Annotated in this window: 21 protein-coding genes; 12 read left to right on the top strand and 9 right to left on the bottom strand. The window is 71.2% G+C overall.

The genetic code is table 11. From position 1 onward, the window contains the following. Nucleotides 1-12 precede the first annotated feature (12 nt). Nucleotides 13-783: a hypothetical protein gene (locus ETU37_RS21745; protein ID WP_129989421.1), complete on the bottom strand. Its 771-nt coding sequence runs from the start codon at nucleotides 781-783 to the stop codon at nucleotides 13-15. A 169-nt stretch (nucleotides 784-952) separates the two neighbouring features. On the opposite strand from ETU37_RS21745, the gene ETU37_RS21740 reads away from it, so the two are divergent. From ETU37_RS21740 to ETU37_RS21710, 7 genes are all read left to right on the top strand, one after another. Beyond that, a complete protein-coding gene (locus tag ETU37_RS21740; protein WP_129989420.1) occupies nucleotides 953-1414 on the top strand; it encodes a hypothetical protein in 462 nt (153 codons plus the stop codon). A 98-nt stretch (nucleotides 1415-1512) separates the two neighbouring features. Continuing rightward, complete coding sequence (locus ETU37_RS21735) at nucleotides 1513-2520, top strand: glycosyltransferase (protein ID WP_129989419.1); 1008 nt, start codon at nucleotides 1513-1515, stop codon at nucleotides 2518-2520. Then, the gene (locus tag ETU37_RS21730) at nucleotides 2513-3640 is read left to right on the top strand and encodes an FAD-dependent oxidoreductase (protein WP_129989418.1); all 1128 of its coding nucleotides are present in this window, start codon (nucleotides 2513-2515) and stop codon (nucleotides 3638-3640) included. Before ETU37_RS21735 ends, ETU37_RS21730 begins: the two co-directional genes overlap by 8 nt. Before the next feature lie 40 nt (nucleotides 3641-3680). Next, nucleotides 3681-4454 carry a Rossmann-fold NAD(P)-binding domain-containing protein gene (locus ETU37_RS21725; protein WP_129989417.1) on the top strand — a complete coding sequence of 258 codons (774 nt, stop codon included), beginning with the start codon at nucleotides 3681-3683 and terminating at the stop codon, nucleotides 4452-4454. Further along, nucleotides 4451-5275: a sugar phosphate isomerase/epimerase family protein gene (locus tag ETU37_RS21720; RefSeq protein ID WP_129989416.1), complete on the top strand. Its 825-nt coding sequence runs from the start codon at nucleotides 4451-4453 to the stop codon at nucleotides 5273-5275. Before ETU37_RS21725 ends, ETU37_RS21720 begins: the two co-directional genes overlap by 4 nt. After that, nucleotides 5272-5628: a DMT family transporter gene (locus tag ETU37_RS21715; protein WP_129989415.1), complete on the top strand. Its 357-nt coding sequence runs from the start codon at nucleotides 5272-5274 to the stop codon at nucleotides 5626-5628. The genes ETU37_RS21720 and ETU37_RS21715 overlap by 4 nt, the downstream gene beginning before the upstream one ends. A 12-nt stretch (nucleotides 5629-5640) precedes the next feature. Further along, nucleotides 5641-6429 carry a glycosyltransferase family 2 protein gene (locus ETU37_RS21710; RefSeq protein WP_129989414.1) on the top strand — a complete coding sequence of 263 codons (789 nt, stop codon included), beginning with the start codon at nucleotides 5641-5643 and terminating at the stop codon, nucleotides 6427-6429. A gap of 28 nt (nucleotides 6430-6457) precedes the next feature. Here ETU37_RS21710 and ETU37_RS21705 read toward each other — a convergent pair whose 3' ends face one another. From ETU37_RS21705 to ETU37_RS21695, 3 genes are all read right to left on the bottom strand, one after another. Further along, entirely contained in the window at nucleotides 6458-7762 is a 1305-nt protein-coding gene (locus ETU37_RS21705) for a hypothetical protein (protein WP_129989413.1), read from the bottom strand. A gap of 249 nt (nucleotides 7763-8011) precedes the next feature. Then, nucleotides 8012-9460 (bottom strand): APC family permease, encoded by a 1449-nt coding sequence (locus ETU37_RS21700; protein ID WP_129989412.1) that lies wholly within the window; start codon nucleotides 9458-9460, stop codon nucleotides 8012-8014. Nucleotides 9461-9530: 70 nt separating this feature from the next. Further along, on the bottom strand, nucleotides 9531-11630 hold the full coding sequence (locus ETU37_RS21695; protein ID WP_129989411.1) for a DEAD/DEAH box helicase: 2100 nt from the start codon (nucleotides 11628-11630) through the stop codon (nucleotides 9531-9533). Nucleotides 11631-11697: 67 nt separating this feature from the next. Between ETU37_RS21695 and ETU37_RS21690 the strand changes: the two genes are divergently transcribed. Further along, nucleotides 11698-12486: an endonuclease/exonuclease/phosphatase family protein gene (locus tag ETU37_RS21690; RefSeq protein ID WP_129989410.1), complete on the top strand. Its 789-nt coding sequence runs from the start codon at nucleotides 11698-11700 to the stop codon at nucleotides 12484-12486. Here the strand turns inward: ETU37_RS21690 and ETU37_RS21685 are convergent. After that, the gene (locus ETU37_RS21685) at nucleotides 12443-12868 is read right to left on the bottom strand and encodes a DUF4304 domain-containing protein (RefSeq protein WP_129989409.1); all 426 of its coding nucleotides are present in this window, start codon (nucleotides 12866-12868) and stop codon (nucleotides 12443-12445) included. The genes ETU37_RS21690 and ETU37_RS21685 overlap by 44 nt on opposite strands. 9 nt (nucleotides 12869-12877) lie before the next feature. Beyond that, on the bottom strand, nucleotides 12878-13906 hold the full coding sequence (locus ETU37_RS21680) for a 6-phosphofructokinase (RefSeq protein WP_129989408.1): 1029 nt from the start codon (nucleotides 13904-13906) through the stop codon (nucleotides 12878-12880). A 145-nt stretch (nucleotides 13907-14051) separates the two neighbouring features. On the opposite strand from ETU37_RS21680, the gene ETU37_RS21675 reads away from it, so the two are divergent. Both ETU37_RS21675 and glpK read left to right on the top strand, forming a co-directional pair. Then, nucleotides 14052-15332: a pyroglutamyl peptidase gene (locus ETU37_RS21675; protein WP_129989407.1), complete on the top strand. Its 1281-nt coding sequence runs from the start codon at nucleotides 14052-14054 to the stop codon at nucleotides 15330-15332. Between the two features lie 66 nt (nucleotides 15333-15398). Then, nucleotides 15399-16898 carry a glycerol kinase GlpK gene (gene glpK, locus ETU37_RS21670; protein WP_129989406.1) on the top strand — a complete coding sequence of 500 codons (1500 nt, stop codon included), beginning with the start codon at nucleotides 15399-15401 and terminating at the stop codon, nucleotides 16896-16898. Nucleotides 16899-16901: 3 nt separating this feature from the next. Here glpK and ETU37_RS21665 read toward each other — a convergent pair whose 3' ends face one another. Continuing rightward, complete coding sequence (locus ETU37_RS21665) at nucleotides 16902-17846, bottom strand: coiled-coil domain-containing protein (protein ID WP_129989405.1); 945 nt, start codon at nucleotides 17844-17846, stop codon at nucleotides 16902-16904. Next, the gene (locus tag ETU37_RS21660; protein WP_240755884.1) at nucleotides 17843-18364 is read right to left on the bottom strand and encodes a metallophosphoesterase family protein; all 522 of its coding nucleotides are present in this window, start codon (nucleotides 18362-18364) and stop codon (nucleotides 17843-17845) included. Before ETU37_RS21660 ends, ETU37_RS21665 begins: the two co-directional genes overlap by 4 nt. A 78-nt stretch (nucleotides 18365-18442) precedes the next feature. Here ETU37_RS21660 and ETU37_RS21655 point away from each other — a divergent pair, with 78 nt between their 5' ends. Next, complete coding sequence (locus tag ETU37_RS21655; RefSeq protein ID WP_129989404.1) at nucleotides 18443-19867, top strand: sensor histidine kinase; 1425 nt, start codon at nucleotides 18443-18445, stop codon at nucleotides 19865-19867. Next, nucleotides 19864-20511, top strand: coding sequence for a response regulator (locus ETU37_RS21650; RefSeq protein ID WP_129989403.1), 648 nt, complete (start codon nucleotides 19864-19866; stop codon nucleotides 20509-20511). Before ETU37_RS21655 ends, ETU37_RS21650 begins: the two co-directional genes overlap by 4 nt. Here the strand turns inward: ETU37_RS21650 and ETU37_RS21645 are convergent. After that, nucleotides 20468-20782 (bottom strand): hypothetical protein, encoded by a 315-nt coding sequence (locus ETU37_RS21645; protein ID WP_129989402.1) that lies wholly within the window; start codon nucleotides 20780-20782, stop codon nucleotides 20468-20470. The genes ETU37_RS21650 and ETU37_RS21645 overlap by 44 nt on opposite strands. Nucleotides 20783-20804: the final 22 nt, after the last annotated feature.

Genomic DNA, 20804 nt, shown 5'->3' with positions numbered 1-20804 from the left:
GGGAGCCCGTCGTCAGAGCACCGATCCGTTCAGGGTGGTGGACAGCTGGGCCGGGGTGGAGTCGGGCGTGCCCGAGCCGTCGATCGCCCGGACGGCGAGCGTGTGCTTGCCCTTGCTGAGGCCGGTGAACGTCGCGACCGGGCCGCAGGCGGTCCACGCCCCGCCGTCGAGGCTGCACTCGAACGACGCGACCGTGTCGGACGTCAGCACGACCGTCCAGGTGCCTGCCGCCGCGAGGTCGGTGACCGCGGTCGTCTCGGGTCCGGTGGCGGGCGCCGGAGCCGGCGCGGTGGAGGAGCCGGACTCCTCCGGGTCGGGCGACGAGGACTCCGGCGACGACGGGCTCGGCGATGAGCCGGCCGGGTCGCTCGGCGTCGGGTCGGCGCTCTGGCGCGGCTCGTCGTCGCCCGCTTGCGGCGACGCCGGCTCGGGGGTCGGGGTGGCCGCGGATGGCGCCGGGGCGGCGGCCTGCGGGTCGGGCGCCTCGGAGACCTTGTCCGACGGGCTGGTGCGGGCGTCGCCACGGTTGGCGGCGGCGTCGCTGCGCTCGGAGGCCATCGTCTCGAGGGCGGCCGCGTCGGGGTACGTCGTACCGGTGCGCAGGTCCGGGAAGACGCCCGCGGTGACCGAGCCGGCGTCGCCGGGGCTGAAGTCGTGGCCGTTGACCGCGACGAGACCTGCGCAGGCGGAGACGCCGAGGACGGTCACCGCGCCGGCGGCGAGCCCGCGGCGCTGGGTGAGGTCCCGGGCGCGGGACAGGATCGTGGGGGCACGGTGTCGCATGGGGGCCTTCCCGAGAGTCGTTGCAAGGTTCCCTCCCCCGCGAGCGTCCCTGGGGACGCCGGACGACCGTAGCAGTGTGCCTGTGACCAGCCAAAACGGTCGTGGCCACGCTCACACCGGTCCGTCGAAAGTGCCCACACGCGCGGCGCCAAACTCCTAACCTCGACTTATGGGACTTTTCGAGCGCTGGCGCACGCCGGTCGAGCCTCCGTGGGCTCCGCCCGCGCTCGGCCTGTGCCAGTGCGAGGAGCACGTCGAGGCCCTCGCCGACCACACGGTGCCGAGCCTGGAGTCGACCGAGGTGAGCGTCGGCGAGCTCCTGGCCCACGAGGCCCTCGATGCCCGGCCGGTGCTGCCCGACGACCGGTTCGTGACCCTGCCGCACAGCGGCCAGCGGCTGGGGCCCTTCCACTACCTGGTCCGGATCACGGAGACCCGCGGGCGGCTCTTCGACGACGCCGCCCCGGCCGCGCTGGACGACACGCTGTCGACGCAGGCCGGTGTCGAGCGGGTGCACCGCGACGGTCTGGAGCTGTTCCGTGTGGGGGCGACGCGGATGTGCGCCAGCGGTGTGATGGCCGCGATGGTGCGCGCGCTGGACAACCCGCGGGTACGCATCGTCGCCTCCTGACGGGTCACCCTGCGCCGACCGCCCCAGGCGCACCGGTAGTGTCTCCCCCGGCCGTCCGCCTGGTACTGGGCTCGGACACGTTCCATCGAGGGGGTTGCGTGCGACGTCAGCCGCTGTTCCTGTCCCTGGTCTGCGTGGTCCGCAACGCGGCCACGGAGCTCGAGGAGGCGCTAGTGCGCATCGGGTCAGCCGTGGCTGAGCTCGTCAACGACTACGAGATCGTCGTCGTGGACAACGCCTCCGACGACGACACCATCGCCACGCTCCGTTCCCTCGTCGGCGAGGGCGGCCTGCCGAACATCCAGGTCTACGCCCTGACCAAGGAGATCGGGCGTGACGCGGCCAGCTGGATGGGGCTGGAGAACTCTCTCGGCGACTACGTCGTTGTCCTCGACCCCCTCCTCGACGACGTCGCGGTCGTCCCCGCGATGCTCCAGAGGGCCCTGAGCGGCGCGGACGTCGTGTTCGCAACCAACGCGAGCCCCGAGAAGGGGTCGCGCGGCTACCGGCTCGCGCGGGGCGTGTTCGAGGGCCTGTACCGCGGCTTCACCGGCGTGCGGCTGTCGAAGGAGGCGCCCACGTTCCGGCTCGTGAGCCGCAAGGTGGTCAACCACGTCATGCACCACCCCCGGCCGGCCGTGTCCTACCGACTGCTGCCCGCCACGGGTGGGTTCGTGCGCGACTACGTGACCTTCTCCCGGAGTTTCAGCCCCCGCCAGCGGAGGTCCGTCGTCGACGGCTTCGACCGGGGGATGCAGATCATGGTGTCGACGTCGCGGGCGCCGCTGCGGGCGGTGACGGCGCTGTCCCTCTTCGGCGCCGTCGCGAACGTCGTGTACGCCGCTTACGTGCTGGCCATCGGCCTTGTCAAGCAGGACGTCGAGCCGGGCTGGACCAGCGTGTCCCTCCAGCAGTCCGGCATGTTCTTCCTCCTCTCGCTCGTCCTGCTGGTCCTCGGCGAATACATCCTCCACATGGCGGCGCTGAGCAACGAGGCCCCCGACTACCACCTGGCGCAGGAGTTCACGAGCGCCCGGATCAGCAGCCGCGAGCGACTCAACGTGGAGTCCGTGGTGAATTCCGCCGCTCCTGACAACGATGAGTGACGGCACCCCGGGGAGCCAGCACGACGCGCTCGTCATCGGGGGTGGGTTCTTCGGCGTCTGCATCGCGTCGTACCTGGTCCGGCAACGCGGGCTTAAGCGCGTGTGCCTGGTCGAGCGCGAGGGCGAGTTGCTCACCAGGGCGTCGTTCCACAACCAGGCCCGCGTGCACAACGGCTACCACTACCCGCGGAGCTTCACGACGGCGTTCCGCAGCCGGGTGAACCTTCCACGCTTCATCTCCGACTGGCCCGACGCCGTGGTCACGGACTTCACCAAGCTGTACGCCATCGCCCGGCGCAACTCGAAGGTGACCTCGCGCCAGTTCGTGAAGTTCTGCCGGGAGATCGGGGCGACCGTCGCTCCGGCGGCGGATCAGTTCGCGAACCTGTTCCAGCCGCGGCTCATCGACACTATCTTCGAGGTGGCCGAGTGGGCCTTCGACGCGACCGTGCTCGGGTCGTGGGCGGCCAAGGAGCTGGAGGGCCTCGACGTCGACGTACGCCTATCGACCCGGGCCACCGAGGTCTCGCCCGCCTCGCCCGCCGAGCTGCGAGTAACGACGGTGGGCCCGGGGGGCACGGACGAGGTCGTGTCCCGGTTGGTCTTCAACTGTTCCTACGCCGGCATCAACCAGGTGGGGGGCTCGTTCGCCGGGGTGCGCACCGGCATCAAGCAGGAGATCACCGAGATGGCCATGGTCAAGGTGCCGCCCGCCCTGTCGCGCGTCGGCGTGACCGTCATGGACGGGCCGTTCTACTCGCTCATGCCCTTCCCCTCCCGGGGCCTGCACTCGCTCTCCCACGTCCGCTACACGCCGCACTCGAGCTGGGTCGACCAGCCGGGGCTCGACCCGTACGCCCGTCTCGACGGCTACCAGGGTGGCAGCCGGGCAGCCTGGATGCTGCGCGACGCGGGCCGCTACATGCCTAAGATCGCCGAGTCGGTCCACGTCGACTCGTCGTTCGAGGTCAAGGCCGTGCTGATGAAGAACGAGAACGACGACGGCCGCCCGATCCTGGTCGAGCAGGACGCGGCAATGCCGGGGTTCTTCTCCGTGCTGGGCGGCAAGATCGACAACATCTACGACGTCCTCGAGAGCCTCGACGCCGCCAGCCTCTAGCCCGCCACCTGACCGAGCAATCAGCGACCAAGGAGCCACCGTGACCTCTGCACTCGTCGGACACTCCGGCTTCGTCGGTTCGACTCTCAAGCGCCAGACGTTCTTCGACGCCCACTTCCGGTCCACGGACATCCAGGACATCGTGGGACAGTCCTTCGACCTCCTGGTCTGTGCGGGGGCGCCCGCCCAGAAGTGGAAGGCGAACGCCGAGCCCGACCGGGACCGCGCCACGATCGACTCCCTCATCGAACGGCTCGACACGGTCACCTGCGACCGTTTCGTGTTGATCAGCACAGTCGACGTGTTCGGGTCACCCGTCGGCGTCGACGAGGACGACGAGGTCGACGTCGACGGGCTGCACGCCTACGGGGCGAACCGGCGGCGCCTGGAGCAGTTCGTCCAGCAGCGCTTCCCGGCCTCGACCGTGGTCCGGCTCCCTGGCCTGGTCGGCCCGGGCCTGCAGAAGAACGTGATCTTCGACCTGCTCCACGACAACGACCTCGAAGCCGTGGACGCCCGCAGCGTCTTCCAGTTCTACCCGATGGTCAACCTATGGTGGGACGTCCGCACCGCCGTCGCGGCCGGCCTGGACCTCGTCCACCTGACCGCCGCGCCGGTGGCGGTCGGAGAGCTCGCGTCCGCAGCCTTCGGTCGCGAGTTCACCAACGCCCTCGAGAGGACGCCTGCGCACTACGACTTCCGCACCAAGCACGCGGAGGTGTTCGGCGCCTCCGGTCCCTACCAGTACGACGTGGGCGACACGATCCTGGCGATCCGTGCCTACGCACAGTCCGCCGGGGCGGTGTCGGCATGAGGATCAGCATCTCCAACATCGCCTGGTCGCCGGCCGACGACGACGCCGTCGCGGAGATCCTGCGCGCCTACGGCGTCGACGCCGTCGACGTCGCTCCCGCGAAGTACGTCCCGGACGTGCTGACCGCGTCGGACGCCGACCTGCTCGACGTCCGTCGGGCCTGGGAGGTCCGGGGCTTCGAGATCACCGGGATGCAGTCGCTGCTCTTCGGGACCTCGGGCTTCAACGTGTTCGGGCCCGAGGACGTGCGCGAACGGATGCTCGACTACCTCGGTGCGGTCTGCCGCGTCGGCAGCGCGCTCGGGGCTCGCCAGCTTGTCTTTGGCTCCCCACGCAATCGGGACCGCGCCGGTCTCGACGACGACACCGTGCTCGACGTTTCGACCGGCTTCTTCCACGCCCTGGGCGACCGAGCCGCCGCGCATGGGGTCGTGGTCGATCTCGAGCCCAACCCCACCAAGTACGGCGCCAACTTCATGACGACGTCGGCCGAGACGGCCGAAGTCGTCCGACGGGTGCAGCACCCGGCCATCCGGATGCAACTCGACCTGGGAGCGTGCACTATGAACGGCGAGGACGTCGCGGAGGTCGTCCCGGCGGTGTCGGACATCGTCGGCCACGTCCACCTCAGCGAGCCCGGCCTCGCGCCGGTGGGCGACGGCAGCGGCGACCACGAGTGGGCCGCGCGCGTGCTCCAGCAGCACCTCCCGGGGCACGTTGCCTGCATCGAGATGCTGATGACCGAGGAGGAGCCCGCCGTCGCCGCGGTCGAGCGAGCCGTCGCCTTCGTCACGCAGCGCTACGGACAGGGCGCCTCGTGAAGTGGCTCGTGCTCGCCCTCGGCATCCTTGCCAACGCCGCGGCGAGCCTCCTAGTGAAGAAGGCGGTGACCGAGCCCCGCCGCATGCCGAGCCTCGCCGACCCGATCGGCGCCCTGCTGAACTGGCCGTTCTGGGTCGGGCTGGTCCTGTACGGCGCTACCTTCCTGATCTACACGGCAGCCCTGACCAAGCTCCCGCTCAACGTCGCCCATCCCATCCTGACGTCCGGCGCCATCGCTGCCGTCGCGCTGGGCTCGGCGGTGTTCTTCGGCGAGTCGCTGCCCTGGAGCACCATCGCCGGGATCGCGCTCGTGATCCTGGGCGTCGCCCTCATCTCCCTCAAGACGATCTAGGAGCAATCGCGCATGCACGCAGGTGGGACCTGGGAGGTACCGGCGTACGACACGGTCCGCTGGCGCGGCCGCACGCGCCGGGACTGCGTGGTCATCCCGGTCATCAACGAGGGCCCGCGTATCCGATCCCTGCTCACCAAGATGCGCGCGATCGACGTCCCGTCCCTCGCCGACATCATCATCGTGGACGGCGGGTCGACGGACGGTTCGCTGCCCACAGACCTGCTCGACGACGCCGACGTGGCCGCTCTCCTCGTCAAGACCGGTCCGGGCAAGCTGAGTGCCCAGCTGCGCTGCGCGTACGCCTTCGTCCTGGAGCAGGGCTACGAGGGGATCGTCACCATCGACGGGAACGACAAGGACGACCCGACCCCCATCCCCAACTTCCTCGAGGCCCTCCAATCCGGTGTCGACTTCGTCCAGGCCTCGCGGTTCGTCGAGGGTGGAGTGGCCGTGAACACGCCGCTGTCGCGGGACCTAGCGATCCGCTTGCTCCACGCGCCTGCCCTCTCGCTCGCGTCGCGACACCGGTGGACCGACACGACCCAGGGCTTCCGTGGGTACCGTAGCGAGGTGCTCCGGGACCTGCGCGTGGCTCCGTTCCGCGAGGTCTTCCAGGCCTACGAACTCCTCGCCTACCTGACGTACCGCGTGCCCCGTCTCGGGTACCGCTGCCTCGAACTCCCGACGTCGCGCGTGTATCCCGACGGTGAGGTCCCGACCAAGATCAGCGGCCTGCGCGGCAACGCCGAACTGATCAAAGTCCTGCTCTCCGCGTGCCTGGGTCGCTACAACCCGTGAGGCAGTCGAGTTGTCGGTCCCACAACTGCTACTTCACGGTGGACAGGGAGTAGCCGTAAAAGAGCACGATGCACGTCATGACGGCGGCGAGTGCCACCAGAGCCACCGGATGAGAGCGCAGTGAGATCGTCCCGATGCGTAGCGGTCTCCACAGTAGTGCGAGCCCGAGGGGCACGACCGGCAGGAACCACAGTGCCGGGTTGATGTGCGTGTGGATGTAACTGTGGGGTCGGGCGAGCAGGAACCACCCCAACGGGCCCAGGAGGGTAACGAACCAGGCGATGCCCATGGCGTGCTGTCTGAGGTCGAGGCCTCCATGCACCGACCGCGGCGCGTCCGTCACCACGACGACGATGCAGACCGCGATGAGTGCCGCCACGGAGAAGGAGCTGACGATCGGAAGCGCGAGTGGCGAACCGATGACCGGCACGCCGAGATAAGTTGCGAGAACCTGGCTGGGGCTGACCGCGAGCGATTCCAAGTAGGCCGGGTCGAGCTCCAGGCTCGTCGCCCCGGTGCGCTTCGACACCGTCTCTTCGAACGCTTCGAGAGCAACGGTCATGCCACCGAGTCGCACGCTGAGCTGAACCAGGTGGATCACTATCGCCCCAACAAAGCCAGACAGGCAGGCACCAAGGACGTTTGCGATCTCCATCAGCGACGCGGTGACGCCCCTGCGCTCCACGAGGCAGATATAGGTCGCCACGCCGAGAGCAGTCGCCACCACCACCGTCGCGAACTCGTATCCCGACAGGAAGGTGAACGTCGACACAACGGCCACCGTCACGAAGACACGCGGTCGTGTAGCGCGGCCGCGTGCGTAGAGAATCGCCAGTGCGGCTGCCGGGAGCACCTTCAACCCGATCATCCAGTAGGCGCTGTGGGCCATGGCGACGGGCCACGGCTGGAGCAGGGCCAGCGCGCAGAGGACTGCCGCTCCCATTGACATCACTCGTCGGCTCGCCACGACAGCCAAGGTCGCGATGGCGGCGTTGCCCGCCGCCACCAGCGTCAGCATCAATGAGATTCCGGCGGTGCCGTACAGCCCCAAGGCCGTCGGTAGCAAGGTCAGCAGCCATCCTCCGAGGCCGAACTGGCTGGCGTAGAAGGGTCCGTACGGCTGGGCATAGGCCGGGTCCATCCTGAGCGCCATCTCACCCGAGAGGAGCCCCGTCAGACGGTTCTGCTCGAGGCGCCGGAATACGAGTCCGTCCGAGTCGAGCTGGAACGAGCTGACGAAGCCGGTTCCGTCGGTGCCGAGCACTGCGTCTACGAGCCGGAAGTGCAAGCCCCAACGAAAGGCCAGTAAGAACAGCGCGAACAAGGCAGCCACGCCCAGAAGATGAACAGCTCGCTCAGGGACCGCGGCCCTGAGTGAGGAGACTCCTCCTCCCGTTCGGATCTCCGAAGATGGTGCAGTCACACCCACTGCTCGTACACTCCCCGCCGGATCGGTGTTTGCCCAAGTCCAGCGGACGGCAACGGGACTCTGAATCCGTCCGTTGACCTCGGCTGGTCAATTGGACTCTAGTACGCCACCGTCCTGCCGGTCGGGCCGCACTCCAGCTCGATCCCTCCGGCGTCAGCCGTCGATGTGGTCGGGGTCGCGGAAGCCGGTCTTCTGCGCGCGCACGCCGCGGTTGGTCGCCCAGGTCAGCGCCCAGAGCAGGATGCCGACGGCGAGCAGGCCGCCGGCGATCTTGTACTGGATCCAGTCCTCCGGGTCGCGCGCCCACGGGCCGGTGAAGAACAGGCAGGCCACGGCGCCGAGCACCGGGAACACGGTCGGCGCCCGGAAGCGCGTGGGCGTCTGGGTGTCGCGCCGCAGCACGAGGCAGGCGACGTTGACGATCGAGAAGACGACAAGCAGGAGGAGACCCGTCGTACCGGCGAGGGCGCCCACGATCGAGGACTCTGCCTGGTACGTGACGACGGTGATCAGGCCGAGGGCGAGCAGCGTGGTGAAGACGATGCCGGCCCACGGCGTGCGGCGGCCCGGCAGCACCCGGCTGAGCGAGCGGGGCAGCACGTCCTGCTTGGCCATGCCGTAGATCAGGCGGCTGGCCATCAGCATGTTGATCAGCGCGGTGTTGGCGACCGCGAAGACGGTGAGGAACGGGAAGATCGTGTCGACCGGGAAGTTCGGGGCGCCGGCCTTGACCACCTCGAGCAGGATCCCGGTCTCGCCGTCGAAGCTCTCGATCTCGCCGAGGGGCAGCACCATCACGACTGAGACCGCGACGAGCATGTAGATGACAACCGCGATCCCGAGACCGGTCAGCATGGTGCGCGGGAAGATCCGCTCCGGCTCGTGGCACTCCTCGACCATGTTGACCGAGTCCTCGAAGCCGACCATCGAGAAGAACGCGATCGCGGTCGCGACGGTCACCGCGACGAACATGCCGCGGTCGTTGGCGTCCTCGAACGCGACGACCTGGCCGAGGTCGACCCCGTTGGTCGACATGGCGTAGAAGCCGATGCCGATGACGATCGCCAGCGCCGAGATCTCCACGAGGGTCAGCACGACGTTGAACTTCACGCTCTCGCCGACACCTCGGAGGTTGATCAGCGCGAGCACGATCATGAAGCCGAGCGCGACCACGAGCGTGGCGCCGGTCGAGGTCGGGACCCCGCCGATGGTGCCGTCGAGGCCGGCCAGCAGGTTCGCGGCGAGCAGGTTCGACGAGGTGGACGCGCTCGTGATGCCGGAGCAGACCACGGTGAACGCCACGAGGAACGTGACGAAGTGGATGCCGAAGGCCTTGTGCGTGTACAGCGCGGCGCCGGCGGCATGGGGGTACTTGGTGACGAGCTCCAGGTAGGAGAACGCCGTCAGGGTCGCGACGGTGAACGCCACGAGGAACGGCAGCCAGGCGATTCCGCCCACTTCGCCCGCGATGTCGCCGGTGACCGCGTAAACGCCGGCGCCCAGGATGTCGCCGACGATGAACAGGAGCAGGAGCTTGGGCCCCATCACCCGCTTGAGCTCGTGCTGTTCGTGGCCCTGATCGGGCTGGACCTCGGTGCTCATGAACCCTCCTTGGTCGCTCGTTCACTGTCTCTTTCCCCCGAAGGGGCAGAACGAAGCACGCGAGGTCGGGTCACGGCCTCCGGTGCAGCAGCATCGGGAGTACGGCGGACGCCCCGGCACGACGCAGCGCGGCGGCCGCGACCGTGATCGGCCACAGCGACGAGGTGGCGTCGACGACCAGCAGGACGCACCGGTCCGCAACCTCGGGAGGGAGCGAGTCGGGGGTGAGCGTGTCGCGCCAGAACGCGGCCTCGTCGGCCGACGACATGGCGCGCAGGTCCGGCACGCGCGCGGGCACGGGCAGCGACGCCCGGTCGAGCCGCCCGCGCGCCGCGACGTGGTCGGCGACCGAGGCGGTCATCGTCGGGAAGCCGAAGGCCGGGAGGTCGACGACGACCTCGGGACGCTGCGACCAGGAGTCCTTCCAGCCTGCGAGCAGCCGGACGCAGGCCTCCCCCACCTCGTCCGGCGCTGGCGCGTCGATCTTGAACAGGGACGCGACGGTCTCGCGCCACTCGGGGGCGTCGGCGTGCACGAGGGTGCGGCCGACCTCGTGGCCGTCCTCGGGCGCGATCCGGCCGCGGGTGCCGAACGCGCCGCCGGGCCACATCTTGCGCGGCTCGAGCAGGTGCACCTGCCGGCGCAGCAGGTCGGTGACGGCCTTGAGCGTCTCGACCGACGGTGCCCCGTCGAGCGCGTCGGGCAGCGCGCCGCGGCACACCGAGCAGCGCCCGCACGGCTCGGCGTGCGGGTCGTCGAGGGAGGACTGCAGGAGCTCCATCAGGCAGCGCTCCCCGCGCGTGTAGGCGCGCATGATGTCGGCCTCGCGGCGGCGCACCGCCACGACACCGTCGTAGTGCTCGTGGTCGTAGACCCACGGCGTCCCGGTCGCGACCCAGCCGCCCTCGAGCCGGTCGACGACCCCATCGACGGCCAGCTGCTTGAGCATCAGCTCCACGCGCCCGCGGCGTACCCCGGACTGGGCCTCGACCGCGGCCACGCTGACCGGCTCGTCGGCCGACAGCACCGCCAGCACCTTGTCGACCTGCTCGGGCACCGGGATGGTGGCCCTGGCGAAGTAGTCCCACACGCCGGCGTCGGCGTCGGACGGCAGCAGCACCGCGTGGGCGTGCTCGATCGCGCGACCGGCACGGCCGACCTGCTGGTAGTAGGACACCGGCGACGGCGGCGCCCCGACGTGCACCACGAACCCGAGGTCGGGCTTGTCGTAGCCCATCCCGAGCGCGGACGTGGCGATCAGCGCCTTGAGCCGGTTGTCGCGCAGCGCGTCCTCGAGCTCGTGGCGGGCGTCGGCCTCGAGCTGGCCGGTGTAGGCCGCGACCGGGACGTCGCGCCCGTGCACCTCGGTGACCGCGGCGGCGAGCCGCTCGGCGTCGGCGACGGTGAGCGTGTAGACGATGCCGGAGCCCGGCAGCCGGGGCAGGTGGTCGACCACCCAGGCGTAGCGGTCGAGCGGGGTGAGCCGGTCGACCACCGACAGCTCCAGGCTGGCCCGGGCGAGCTGGCCGCGCAGCACCAGCGTGGCGTCGCCGAGCTGGTGCGCGACGTCGTCGGTGACGCGGGCGTTGGCGGTCGCGGTGGTGGCCAGCACCGGGGTGTCGGGGTTGAGCCGCTGCAGCACGTCGGAGACGCGGCGGTAGTCGGGCCGGAAGTCGTGGCCCCAGTCGGACACCGCGTGCGCCTCGTCGATGACGACCAGGCCGAGCCGCCCCGCGAGCCCGTCGAGGACCCGCCGGCCGAAGCCCGGGTTGGCGAGCCGCTCGGGCGAGACGAGCAGGACGTCGATGTCGCCGGCCAGCAGGCCGTCCTCGATCGCGGACCAGTCGTCGAAGTTGGAGGAGTTGAGGGTGGCCGCGGTCAGCCCGGCCCGGCCGGCGGCGGCGACCTGGTCGCGCATCAGGCTGAGCAGCGGCGACACGACGAGGGTCGGGCCGGCGCCCTCGCTGCGCCGGATCGCGGTGGCCACCCAGTAGACCGCCGACTTGCCCCACCCGGTCGCCTGCACGACGAGCACCCGCGCGGCCGGCTCGCAGAGCGCGGCGACGGCGGTCTCCTGGTCGTCGCGCAGCCGCGCGCCGGCGCCGGCCATCGCCTCGATGACCCGGTGTGCGGTCTGGGCGCGGCTGTCGGCGAGTGCGGTGGTGGTCATGCGTTCACCGTAGGGAACGGCACCGACGGCCACGACGGGCCGTCCACAGGACTGGCAGGCTGACCGGGTGCGCCTGGCCACCTTCAACATCCTCAGCGGTCGGACCGTGGGCGAGAAGCGTGCCGACCTCGGGCGGTACGCCGACGCGGTCCGCTCCCTCGACGCCGACGTGCTCGCCCTCCAGGAGGTCGACCGGGGTCAGCGCCGCTCCCGCGGGGCCGATCTGACCACGGTCGCGGCGGAGGCGATGGGCGCCACCCATCACGCGTTCGTGCCCGCGCTGGTGGGCACCCCCGGCAGCGCGTGGCGGGCGGCGGGGCGGGACGACGCCTCCGCGGCCACGGCCTACGGCATCGCGCTGCTCAGCCGCCTCCCGGTCCGGGCGTGGCACGTGCTGCGGCTGTCGCCCGCGCCGGGGCGCGCGCCGTACCGCTGGCCGGGCGCGACGCGGCCGACCCTGGTCCGCGACGAGCCGCGCGTGGCGCTGGCCGCCGAGCTCGACGGCCTGACGGTGGTGGCGACGCACCTGACGTTCCTGCCGTACTGGAACGGCCGGCAGCTGCGTCGGCTCGCGACCGCCATGCTCAGCCTGCCCGGCCCGCGCGTCCTGACCGGCGACCTGAACATGGAACCGGGAGCCGCGCACCGGCTCACCGGGATGCGGCCGCTGGCGAGCCACCTGACGTTCCCGGCCGACCAGCCGGTCGTGCAGATCGACCACGTGCTGACGGCCGGGGGGCTGCACGCCACGCACACGGAGGCGCGGCAGCTGCCGATGTCGGACCACCGCGCGCTGGTGGTGGACCTGGACCTCAGGGCAGCCGGGAACGGATCGCCGGAATCGCGTACGTCGTGATCGCCTCGAGCATCTCGTCGGCGAGATCGTCCAGGTCGGTGTCCGGGGTGACCCGCCACCAGTGGTCCGTGCCGGCCGGCATGAGCGAGCCGATGCGCGAGCACCACACCGGCTCGGGGTAGATCGCGTAGCCGACAGGTCGGTCACCGATGGCCGGCCGCTCGCGACGTGCCTGCTCCCAGGTCTCGTGCGAGCAGGCGAGCACGTTGACGGTCACCAGCACGTCGTCCTTGGTGCCGAAGCGGGCACGCTGGAACTCCAGGAGCGCCCACCAGCCGGCGACCGGCAGCTCGAACTTCTGGCCCGACCCCTTGAAACCCTCGGCACGCAGCGACGGGGCGATGCGCTCCTTCAGGAACGTGCTGACCCGGTCGACCGCCACGCCGGGAGGCTAGCCGAAGAAGACCTCGGCTTCGGCATACTCCTCGGGACTGACGAGCTTGAGCTCACCGGTGCCCTCGATGAGCGGGACGCGGACGATCTCGGTGCCGCGCAGGGCGACCATCTTCCCGTAGTCCTTGTCGTGCACGGCGGTGATCGCCTGCAGGCCGAAGCGGGTGGCGAGCCAGCGGTCGAAGGCCGTGGGCGTGCCGCCGCGCTGCACGTGGCCGAGGACGACCGCGCGGGCCTCCTTGCCGGTGCGGTGCTCGATCTCGCTGGCGAGCCGGTCGCCGATGCCGCCGAGTCGGACGTGTCCGAAGGCGTCGAGCTCGCCGCTCTGCAGCGTCATGTCGCCGCCCTCCGCCGGGACGGCGCCCTCGGAGACCACGATGATCGGCGAGTAGCGGGTCTCGAACCGGCTCTCGACCAGCGCGCAGACCTTCTCGATGTCGAACGGCTGCTCGGGGATCAGCACGACGTTCGCGCCACCCGCGAGGCCGGCGTGCAGCGCGATCCAGCCGGCGTGCCGGCCCATCACCTCGACGACGAGCACGCGGTGGTGCGACTCGGCGGTGGTGTGCAGGCGGTCGATCGCCTCCATGGCGATGTTGACCGCGGTGTCGAAGCCGAAGGTGAAGTCGGTGCCGCTGAGGTCGTTGTCGATCGTCTTGGGCACGCCCACGACGTTCACGCCGAGGTCCGCGAGCTTGGTGGCGACGCCGAGGGTGTCCTCGCCGCCGATCGCGATCAGCGCGTCGACGCCGTTGGCCGCGAGGCTGTCCTTGATCTTCTCGACGCCGCCGTCGATCTTGAACGGGTTGGTGCGCGAGGAGCCGAGGATGGTGCCGCCGCGCGGGAGGATGCCGCGGACCTGGTCGACACCGAGCGGCATCGTGACGTTCTCCAGCGGACCGCGCCAGCCGTCGCGGAACCCGACGAACTCGTAGCCGTAGGTCTTGACGCCCTTGCGCACGACCCCCCGGATCACCGCGTTGAGACCGGGACAGTCACCGCCACCGGTCAGCACTCCGACGCGCATCTGCTCTTCCTCCTGGTCCGGGGTGTCGAGACGTTCGCGACAAACCTAGCGACGACCCGTTTGATCGATCCAGACCCCACTGCCGCGTCTCACGAGGTGGCGGTCCCGGCTTGCCCGTCGTACGGCGCTGGAGTAATCAGGCACGATGCACATCTCTCGGGTCATCACCTCATCCCTCGCCGCGCTCGCGCTGACGAGCACCGCGCTCGTCCCGGCCACCGCCGCACCACCCGGCCAGTCCCGTGGCGCGGCCGACTGCTTCGACACCACGGTCGACCAGACCGTCGAGCAGGCCCGGCTCGACCGGCGCGCACCGCGACTGGTCCTCGAGCGCAGCGGGGCGGACGCGCGCGTCGAGGCCTTCGCCGCCGACCTCTGTCGCGCGAAGCCGGGTCCGCAGGTCCGCACCACCGTGCAGCGGCACGGATCCGCGCTGTGGCGGTGGGCCACCGCTCGGGCACAGGGCAGGACCGCCGTCGAGGGCACGCTGCCCGGCGGCGACGACCGGCCGCTGTACTGGGCGCGGGTCGCGATGACCCGGCTGCTGACCCAGTGGCAGCCGCCGGAGAAGCTGGCCAACGGCACGCGCGAGCAGCTGCTGCAGCGGCTGGAGACGACGTCGCGCGGCCAGGACACCCTGGCCACGCACCGGAAGTCCGACGGTCCCGGCACCCGGCAGGTCGTGGTGACCGGCTTCGACCCGTTCACGCTCGACCAGGACACCCGGATCGGCAACCCGTCCGGCGCCGTCGCGCTCGCCCTCGACGGCCGCGAGATCCGCACGACGAAGGGCTGGATCCGGATCGAGACCGCCACCTTCCCGGTCCGTTGGGACGACTTCACCGACGGCGAGGTCGAGCACACGCTCGCCCCGCAGGTCACCAGGGGGCTCGACGCCCTGGTCACGGTCAGCCAAGGCCGGCCGGACCAGTTCGACCTCGAGGTCTGGAACGGCGCCCACCGCGGCGGCTTCGCCGACAACGAGAACCTCGAGCGGACCGGGACGATCCCGATCCCCGACGGCTACCCGACGGTGACGCCGCAGCCGCAGTTCACCCGCACGAACCTCCCGGTCAAGCGGATGCAGAAGCGCGACACCGGCGACTACCGCGTGCGGGTCAACCGCGAGATCACCGAGCGCGACCCGGCCACCGGCGAGGAGCGCACCCACACCGACGGCCCGACGCCGGGATGGGAGGCGGTCTCCGGCAGCCCGGGCGACTACCTGTCCAACGAGATCGCCTACCGGGCGACGCTGCTGCGCGACGGCGCGGACGCGGCGAACGTGGGCGGCCACGTGCACACGCCGGTCCTCGGCGTGCCGCACAAGCGGCGGATCAGCGACCGAGGCTTCGTGCACCGTCGCGACGCGATCGTCGAGCAGACCCTCGCGCTCGTTCGGGCCGCCGCTGTCCTGCGGAAGTGACTCGGTGATGACGGCCGGGTGGCGGTGCGTGCGCACCGCCACCCGCCGGTGCGAGGATCCAGCGTCATGAGCGTTCTCGCCATCGACGCAGGCACCACCGGGGTCACCGCGCTCGTCGTCTCCCAGGAGGGGACGATCGCGGCGAAGGGCTACCAGGAGTTCGCCCAGCACTTCCCGCACCCGGGCTGGGTCGAGCACTCCCCCGAGGAGATCTGGCAGGCCACCCTCGAGGCGACCCGCGCCTGCCTCAAGGCCTACGAGCAGACCGGCGGCCCGGACCTCCGCGCGCTCGGCATCACCAACCAGCGCGAGACGGTCCTGCTCTGGGACCGGGAGACCCTCGGCTCCCCCCGCCGGGCGATCGTCTGGCAGGACCGCCGTACGGCGGACATCTGCACGCGCCTGCGGGAGGCCGGCCACGAGGACCGGGTCGCCGAGCTGACCGGCCTGCGGCTCGACCCGTACTTCTCCGGCACCAAGCTCGTCTGGATCGCCGAGAACGAGCCGAACACCTGGGCGCTCGTCGACGACGGTCGCTACGCGATCGGCACCGTCGACTCGTACCTCGTCGCCCGGATGACGCGCGGCACCTGGCACGTCACCGATGTCTCCAACGCCTCCCGCACGCTGCTGTTCGACCTCGAGCGCGGTGAGTGGAGCGACGAGCTGTGCGACCTGTTCGGCGTGCCGCGCGACGCGCTGCCCGAGGTGGTGCCGTCCTGGGGCGACGGGTCGACGATGGGCACGACCGACCCGCGCACGTTCCTCGGGCTCGAGCTGCCGATCGCGGGCATCGCCGGCGACCAGCAGTCGGCGCTGTTCGGGCAGACCTGCTTCGACGTCGGCGACTCCAAGTGCACCTACGGCACCGGCTCGTTCATCCTCACCAACACCGGCAGCGAGGTGGTCCGCTCCGACGCGGGGCTGCTGTCCACGGCGGCGTGGAAGTCGCCGGACGGCGAGCTGACGTACGCCGTCGAGGGCGCGATCTTCGTGACCGGCGCGGCCGTGCAGTGGCTGCGCGACGGGCTGCAGATCGTCGGCTCCGCCGCCGAGACCGAGGCGATCGCCTCGACCGTGCCGGACTCGCAGGGCGTGGTCTTCGTGCCCGCCCTGACCGGGCTCGGCGCACCGCACTGGGACCCGCACGCCCGCGGCCTGATCGTCGGGATCACCCGCGGCACCACCCGCGGGCACGTCGTTCGCGCGACGCTGGAGGCGATCGCGTTCGAGGTGCGCGACGTCGTCGAGACGCTCCCGTCCCGGGCCGCGCTGACGTCCCTGACCGTCGACGGCGGCGCGTCCGCCAACGACCTGCTCTGCCGGATGCAGGCCGACCAGCTCGGCGTCCCGGTCGAGCGGCCGCAGATCGTGGAGACGACCGCGCTGGGAGCGGCGTTCCTGGCCGGACTCGGCACCGGCGTGTGGACGTCGTTCGACGACCTGCGCGAGACCTGGCGGCTCGACCAGCGGTTCGAGCCGACCGGGTCGCGGAAGGACGCCGACGCGGCGTACGCCCGCTGGACCGATGCGGTCGAGCGGTCGAAGGGCTGGGCCGGCCTGTAGCGGTCAGTCCGCCAAGCGGTCGACCTCGGCCTGCGCCTCCTCGACGGCGCTCTGGGCCTCGGCGACGTCCTCGGCCGCATCGTCGCGCTCCTCGGTCGCCGTACCGAGCTGGTCGTCGAGCCGCTCCAGCCGCGCGTCGAGCTCGTCGAGCCGGCGCTTCAGCTCGTCGATCTCGCCGTTGACCTGCAGGGCCGCCGCCTCGAGGTCGCTGACCCGCTTGTCGCGCTGCTTGAGCTCCTTCTGCGCGACCTTGAGGTCGGCCTGGGCCGTGCGCAGCTCCTGCTTGGCGGCGGTGCGCTCCTCCCGCCGCCGCTCGCGCTCGCGCTCCTCCGGGTCGATCTCGGGTACGACGGTCAGGTTCGGGCGCTGGGCGGCGCTGGAGGTGACCTCCGACAGCGGCCGGGCCGAGCGGCCCATCGCGGTGTGGTCGGCGACCGCCGACGCGGCCTTCACCGACCCGATGCCCGACGGGGTGAGCGGGTCGACGAGCATCCCGGACCGCACGGCGGCCTCGGCGTCGGTGTCGATCATCGCGGCGTGCAGGGTGTCCTCGACCTGCCGCTGCACGGACTCCGACAGCTTCTGGCCCAGCTCCTTGGCCAGCACGCGGCCCTTGCCCGCGACCGCGGCGACGAGCTGGCGGCGCTGCTTGGTCAGCTCGCGCAGGGCGTCGCCGTCGAGATCGGCCTGAGCCGCGCGCAGCGAGGCGCCGAGGTCGAGCACCTGGGTCATCTCCTCGGCGTTGTGCCGCACGAGCATGTTGACCACCCAGGCCGCGACGGACGGCTTCTTGAGCACCTTGACCCGGTCGGAGAGCTCCTTGTCGCCGGCGGCCTTCAGCTCCTTGGCGTAGCCGTTGCGCGCGTCCGTGAACTCCGCCGGCGACACGCCGTACAGCTCCTCCGCGATCGCTGCGAAGGTCTCCTCGGGGTCGGTGTCCTTGCTCATGCGACGTTTCCGCGGGCCGGGAGCCGGTGCAGCCGGACCTCGTCCAGCCGGCCGTCGACGACGTCGGCGGTCATGTAGGTGCAGTGCGGCTGGCGGCGTCGGTCGGTGGGCGAGCCCGGGTTCAGCAGCCGGAGCCCGGTGTCGGCCGTCGTGTCCCAGGGGATGTGGCTGTGCCCGAAGACCAGCACGTCGTGACCGGCGAACCGCTCCTCACACCGCCGCTCCCGTCCGTGGGCCTGCCCTGTCTCGTGGACGACGGCGATCCGCAGGCCGTCCACCTCCGCGGTACCGACCTCAGGGAGCCGGGTGCGCAGCTCGCCGTGGTCGTTGTTGCCGTAGCAGGCCAGCAGCCGCCGCGAGCGATTCTCCAGCTCGTCGAGCAGCTCGACGTCGACCCAGTCGCCCGCGTGCACGACGAGGTCCGCGTGCTCGACGGCACGCCACAGCTCGTCCGGCAGCACCTTCGCCCGCTTGGGCAGGTGCGTGTCCGCCATCAGCACGAGTCGTCGTCGGGCCACGTCGCGAGCCTAGCCGCGGCGACGACGAAGATTTCCGAAACGGATCGACCGGACGAACCTCTCATTTAGCATTCAAAGATGCATGACCGGGGGGCCGCCGTGGGCCGGACGGTTCAGACGAACCGATCCGTGCCGCCGGGCGCGCTGACGGCGCTGGCGTGGGCGGTCGGTCTGCTCGTCACCGGCGGCATCCTCGGCACGCCGTACCTGGTCTTCGGCTACCACAGTCCCGCGCTGCACCTCGTGCTGGACTCCGTCGACGGCTGCGTCGCGCTGCTGCTCGCGTACCTGCTGAACGGCCGGTTCCGGCGCAGCGGCCGGCTGCAGGACCTGCTGCTCACGCACGGCCTGGTGCTGCTCGGCGTGGCGGGTCTCGCCCTGTCGCTGCTGCTCAGCCACGTACCGCTCGGGCCGCCGCGGACAGTCGACGTGTGGCTGCCGCTGGCGCTGCGCCTGGTCGCGGCCGTCCTGATCGTCGCCGCCGCTGCCACCGGTGACCGCCCGGCCCCGCGCCGCCTCTCGGCGTCGGCCCCCTCCGCGCCGTGGCTCCTCCTCCTCGTCCTGGCCGCGCTGCTTTTCCTGGTGCGCGACCGCTTGCCGGTCGCGCTCGCACCGAGCCCACCCGCGTCCGCGCAGCACCCGGTCGTGGACGGACACTGGCTGCTGCTCGTCGCCCAGGTGGTCGCCGCCGCGTGCTTCCTCGGTGCCTCGCTGCTGTTCACGACCCAGGCCACGCGGCGCGAGGACGGTCTGCTGCGGCTGCTCGGGCCCGCCTGCGCGCTCGGCGGATTCGCCCGCGTGAGCTACGTGCTGTTTCCCTCGCTGTACAGCGACTGGCTCTACACCGGGGACGTGCTGCGCACCGGCTGCTACGCGCTCCTCCTGGTCGGTGCGCTGCGCGAGATCGGGCAGTACTGGACCGGTTACGCCCGGGCAGCCGTGCTGGAGGACCGGCGCCGGCTCGCGCGTGAGCTGCACGACGGCGTCGTCCAGGAGCTGGCGTACATCCGCAGCGAGGGACACCAGATCTCGGAGAGCGACCTGAAGGCCAGCGTCCTCGCCGCCTGCGACCGCGCCCAGGACGAGGCCCGCGCCGCCGTCGACGCGCTCGGCCGCGGACCCGACGAGCCGCTCGGCTTCGTGCTGGACCGCGTTGCTCATCAGGCGGCGCAGCGGTACGGCGCCCGCGTGGTGGTCGACGTCGACTACTCGGTGGACGCGTTACCCGAGCACCGCCACTCGCTCGTGCGGATCACGCGAGAGGCGATCAGCAACGCCGTCAGGCATGGGGAGGCGGGCTCGATCCAGGTGCGGCTCGGCCGCCTCGACGGGGACAGGAAGCTCGTGGTCGAGGACGACGGCCGCGGGTTCGACTTCGAGCGCGTGGGCACGAGCGGCGGGTACGGGCTCATCAGCATGCGCGACCGCACCGCCGCCCTGTCCGGGCGGTTCGACATCGACTCCCAGCCGGGCCGCGGGACCACCGTCGAGGTGACGTGGTGACCGCCGACCGGCCGATCCGGGTCGTCATCGCCGACGACCATGCCCGTATCCGCAGCCGGATCCGCGAGGCCCTCGAGGTCGGCGGCTGCGACGTCGTCGCCGAGGCCGCGACGGGACCGGACGCCGTACGGCTGGCGGCGGAGCACCATCCCGACGTCGCCCTGTTGGACATCCACATGCCCGGCAGCGGCATCCAGGCGGCGCACGAGATCTCCCGCGGCCTCAACGACGTCACCGTCGTGATGTTGACGCAGTCCGCCGAGGAGGACGACCTCTTCGACTCGCTGCGCGCCGGCGCGTCCGGCTACCTGCTGAAGGACACCGACCCGGCGCGGCTGCCCTTCGCGCTCCGGGGGGTGCTCGAGGGTGAGGCCGCAATGCCGCGGCGCCTCGTCGCCCGGATCCTCGGCGAGTTCCGCGCCCCCGCCACGCCCCGCTTCGTGCGCACGTCGACGGCGGCCGCCAAGCTGAGCGCGCGGGAGTGGGAGGTCATGGAGCTGCTCGCCGAGGGCCTGTCCACCGACGAGGTCGCGAGGCGGCTGTTCCTCTCCCCCACCACCGTGCGGGTGCACGTGTCGACGGTGCTGAAGAAGCTGCGGGTCAAGGACCGGGCTTCCGCATTCGAGGCACTCCGGGGCCAGTAGCCGCCCGGGCCTCGTCCACGAGCTGGGTGAGCGCGGCGATCAGCACTTCCGCCTCGTGGAGCGTGTAGTCCTGCTCGCCGACGACGACGTACGGCCCGCCCTGGATCCCGGCCACGGTCTCCACGGTGCTGACCAGGCGGAGCAGGGTGCGGCGGACCTGCAAAGCTCCGCTGACGTGGAGCTGCTCCTCGTCGCCGACGTCGTGCCTGCCGTGCCGCCGCGCGCACCAGGCGGGGCAGTTCGCCTCCGTCGTACCGACCGTGGCCGTCATGGAGCCGCCCTTCCTCGGGATG

This window comes from Nocardioides iriomotensis, from assembly GCF_004168035.1.
GTDB classification, from domain to species: Bacteria; Actinomycetota; Actinomycetes; order Propionibacteriales; family Nocardioidaceae; genus Nocardioides_B; species Nocardioides_B iriomotensis.
The sequence above is the reverse complement of the archived record's forward strand: the minus strand, read 5'-3'. Positions and strand labels throughout refer to the sequence as shown.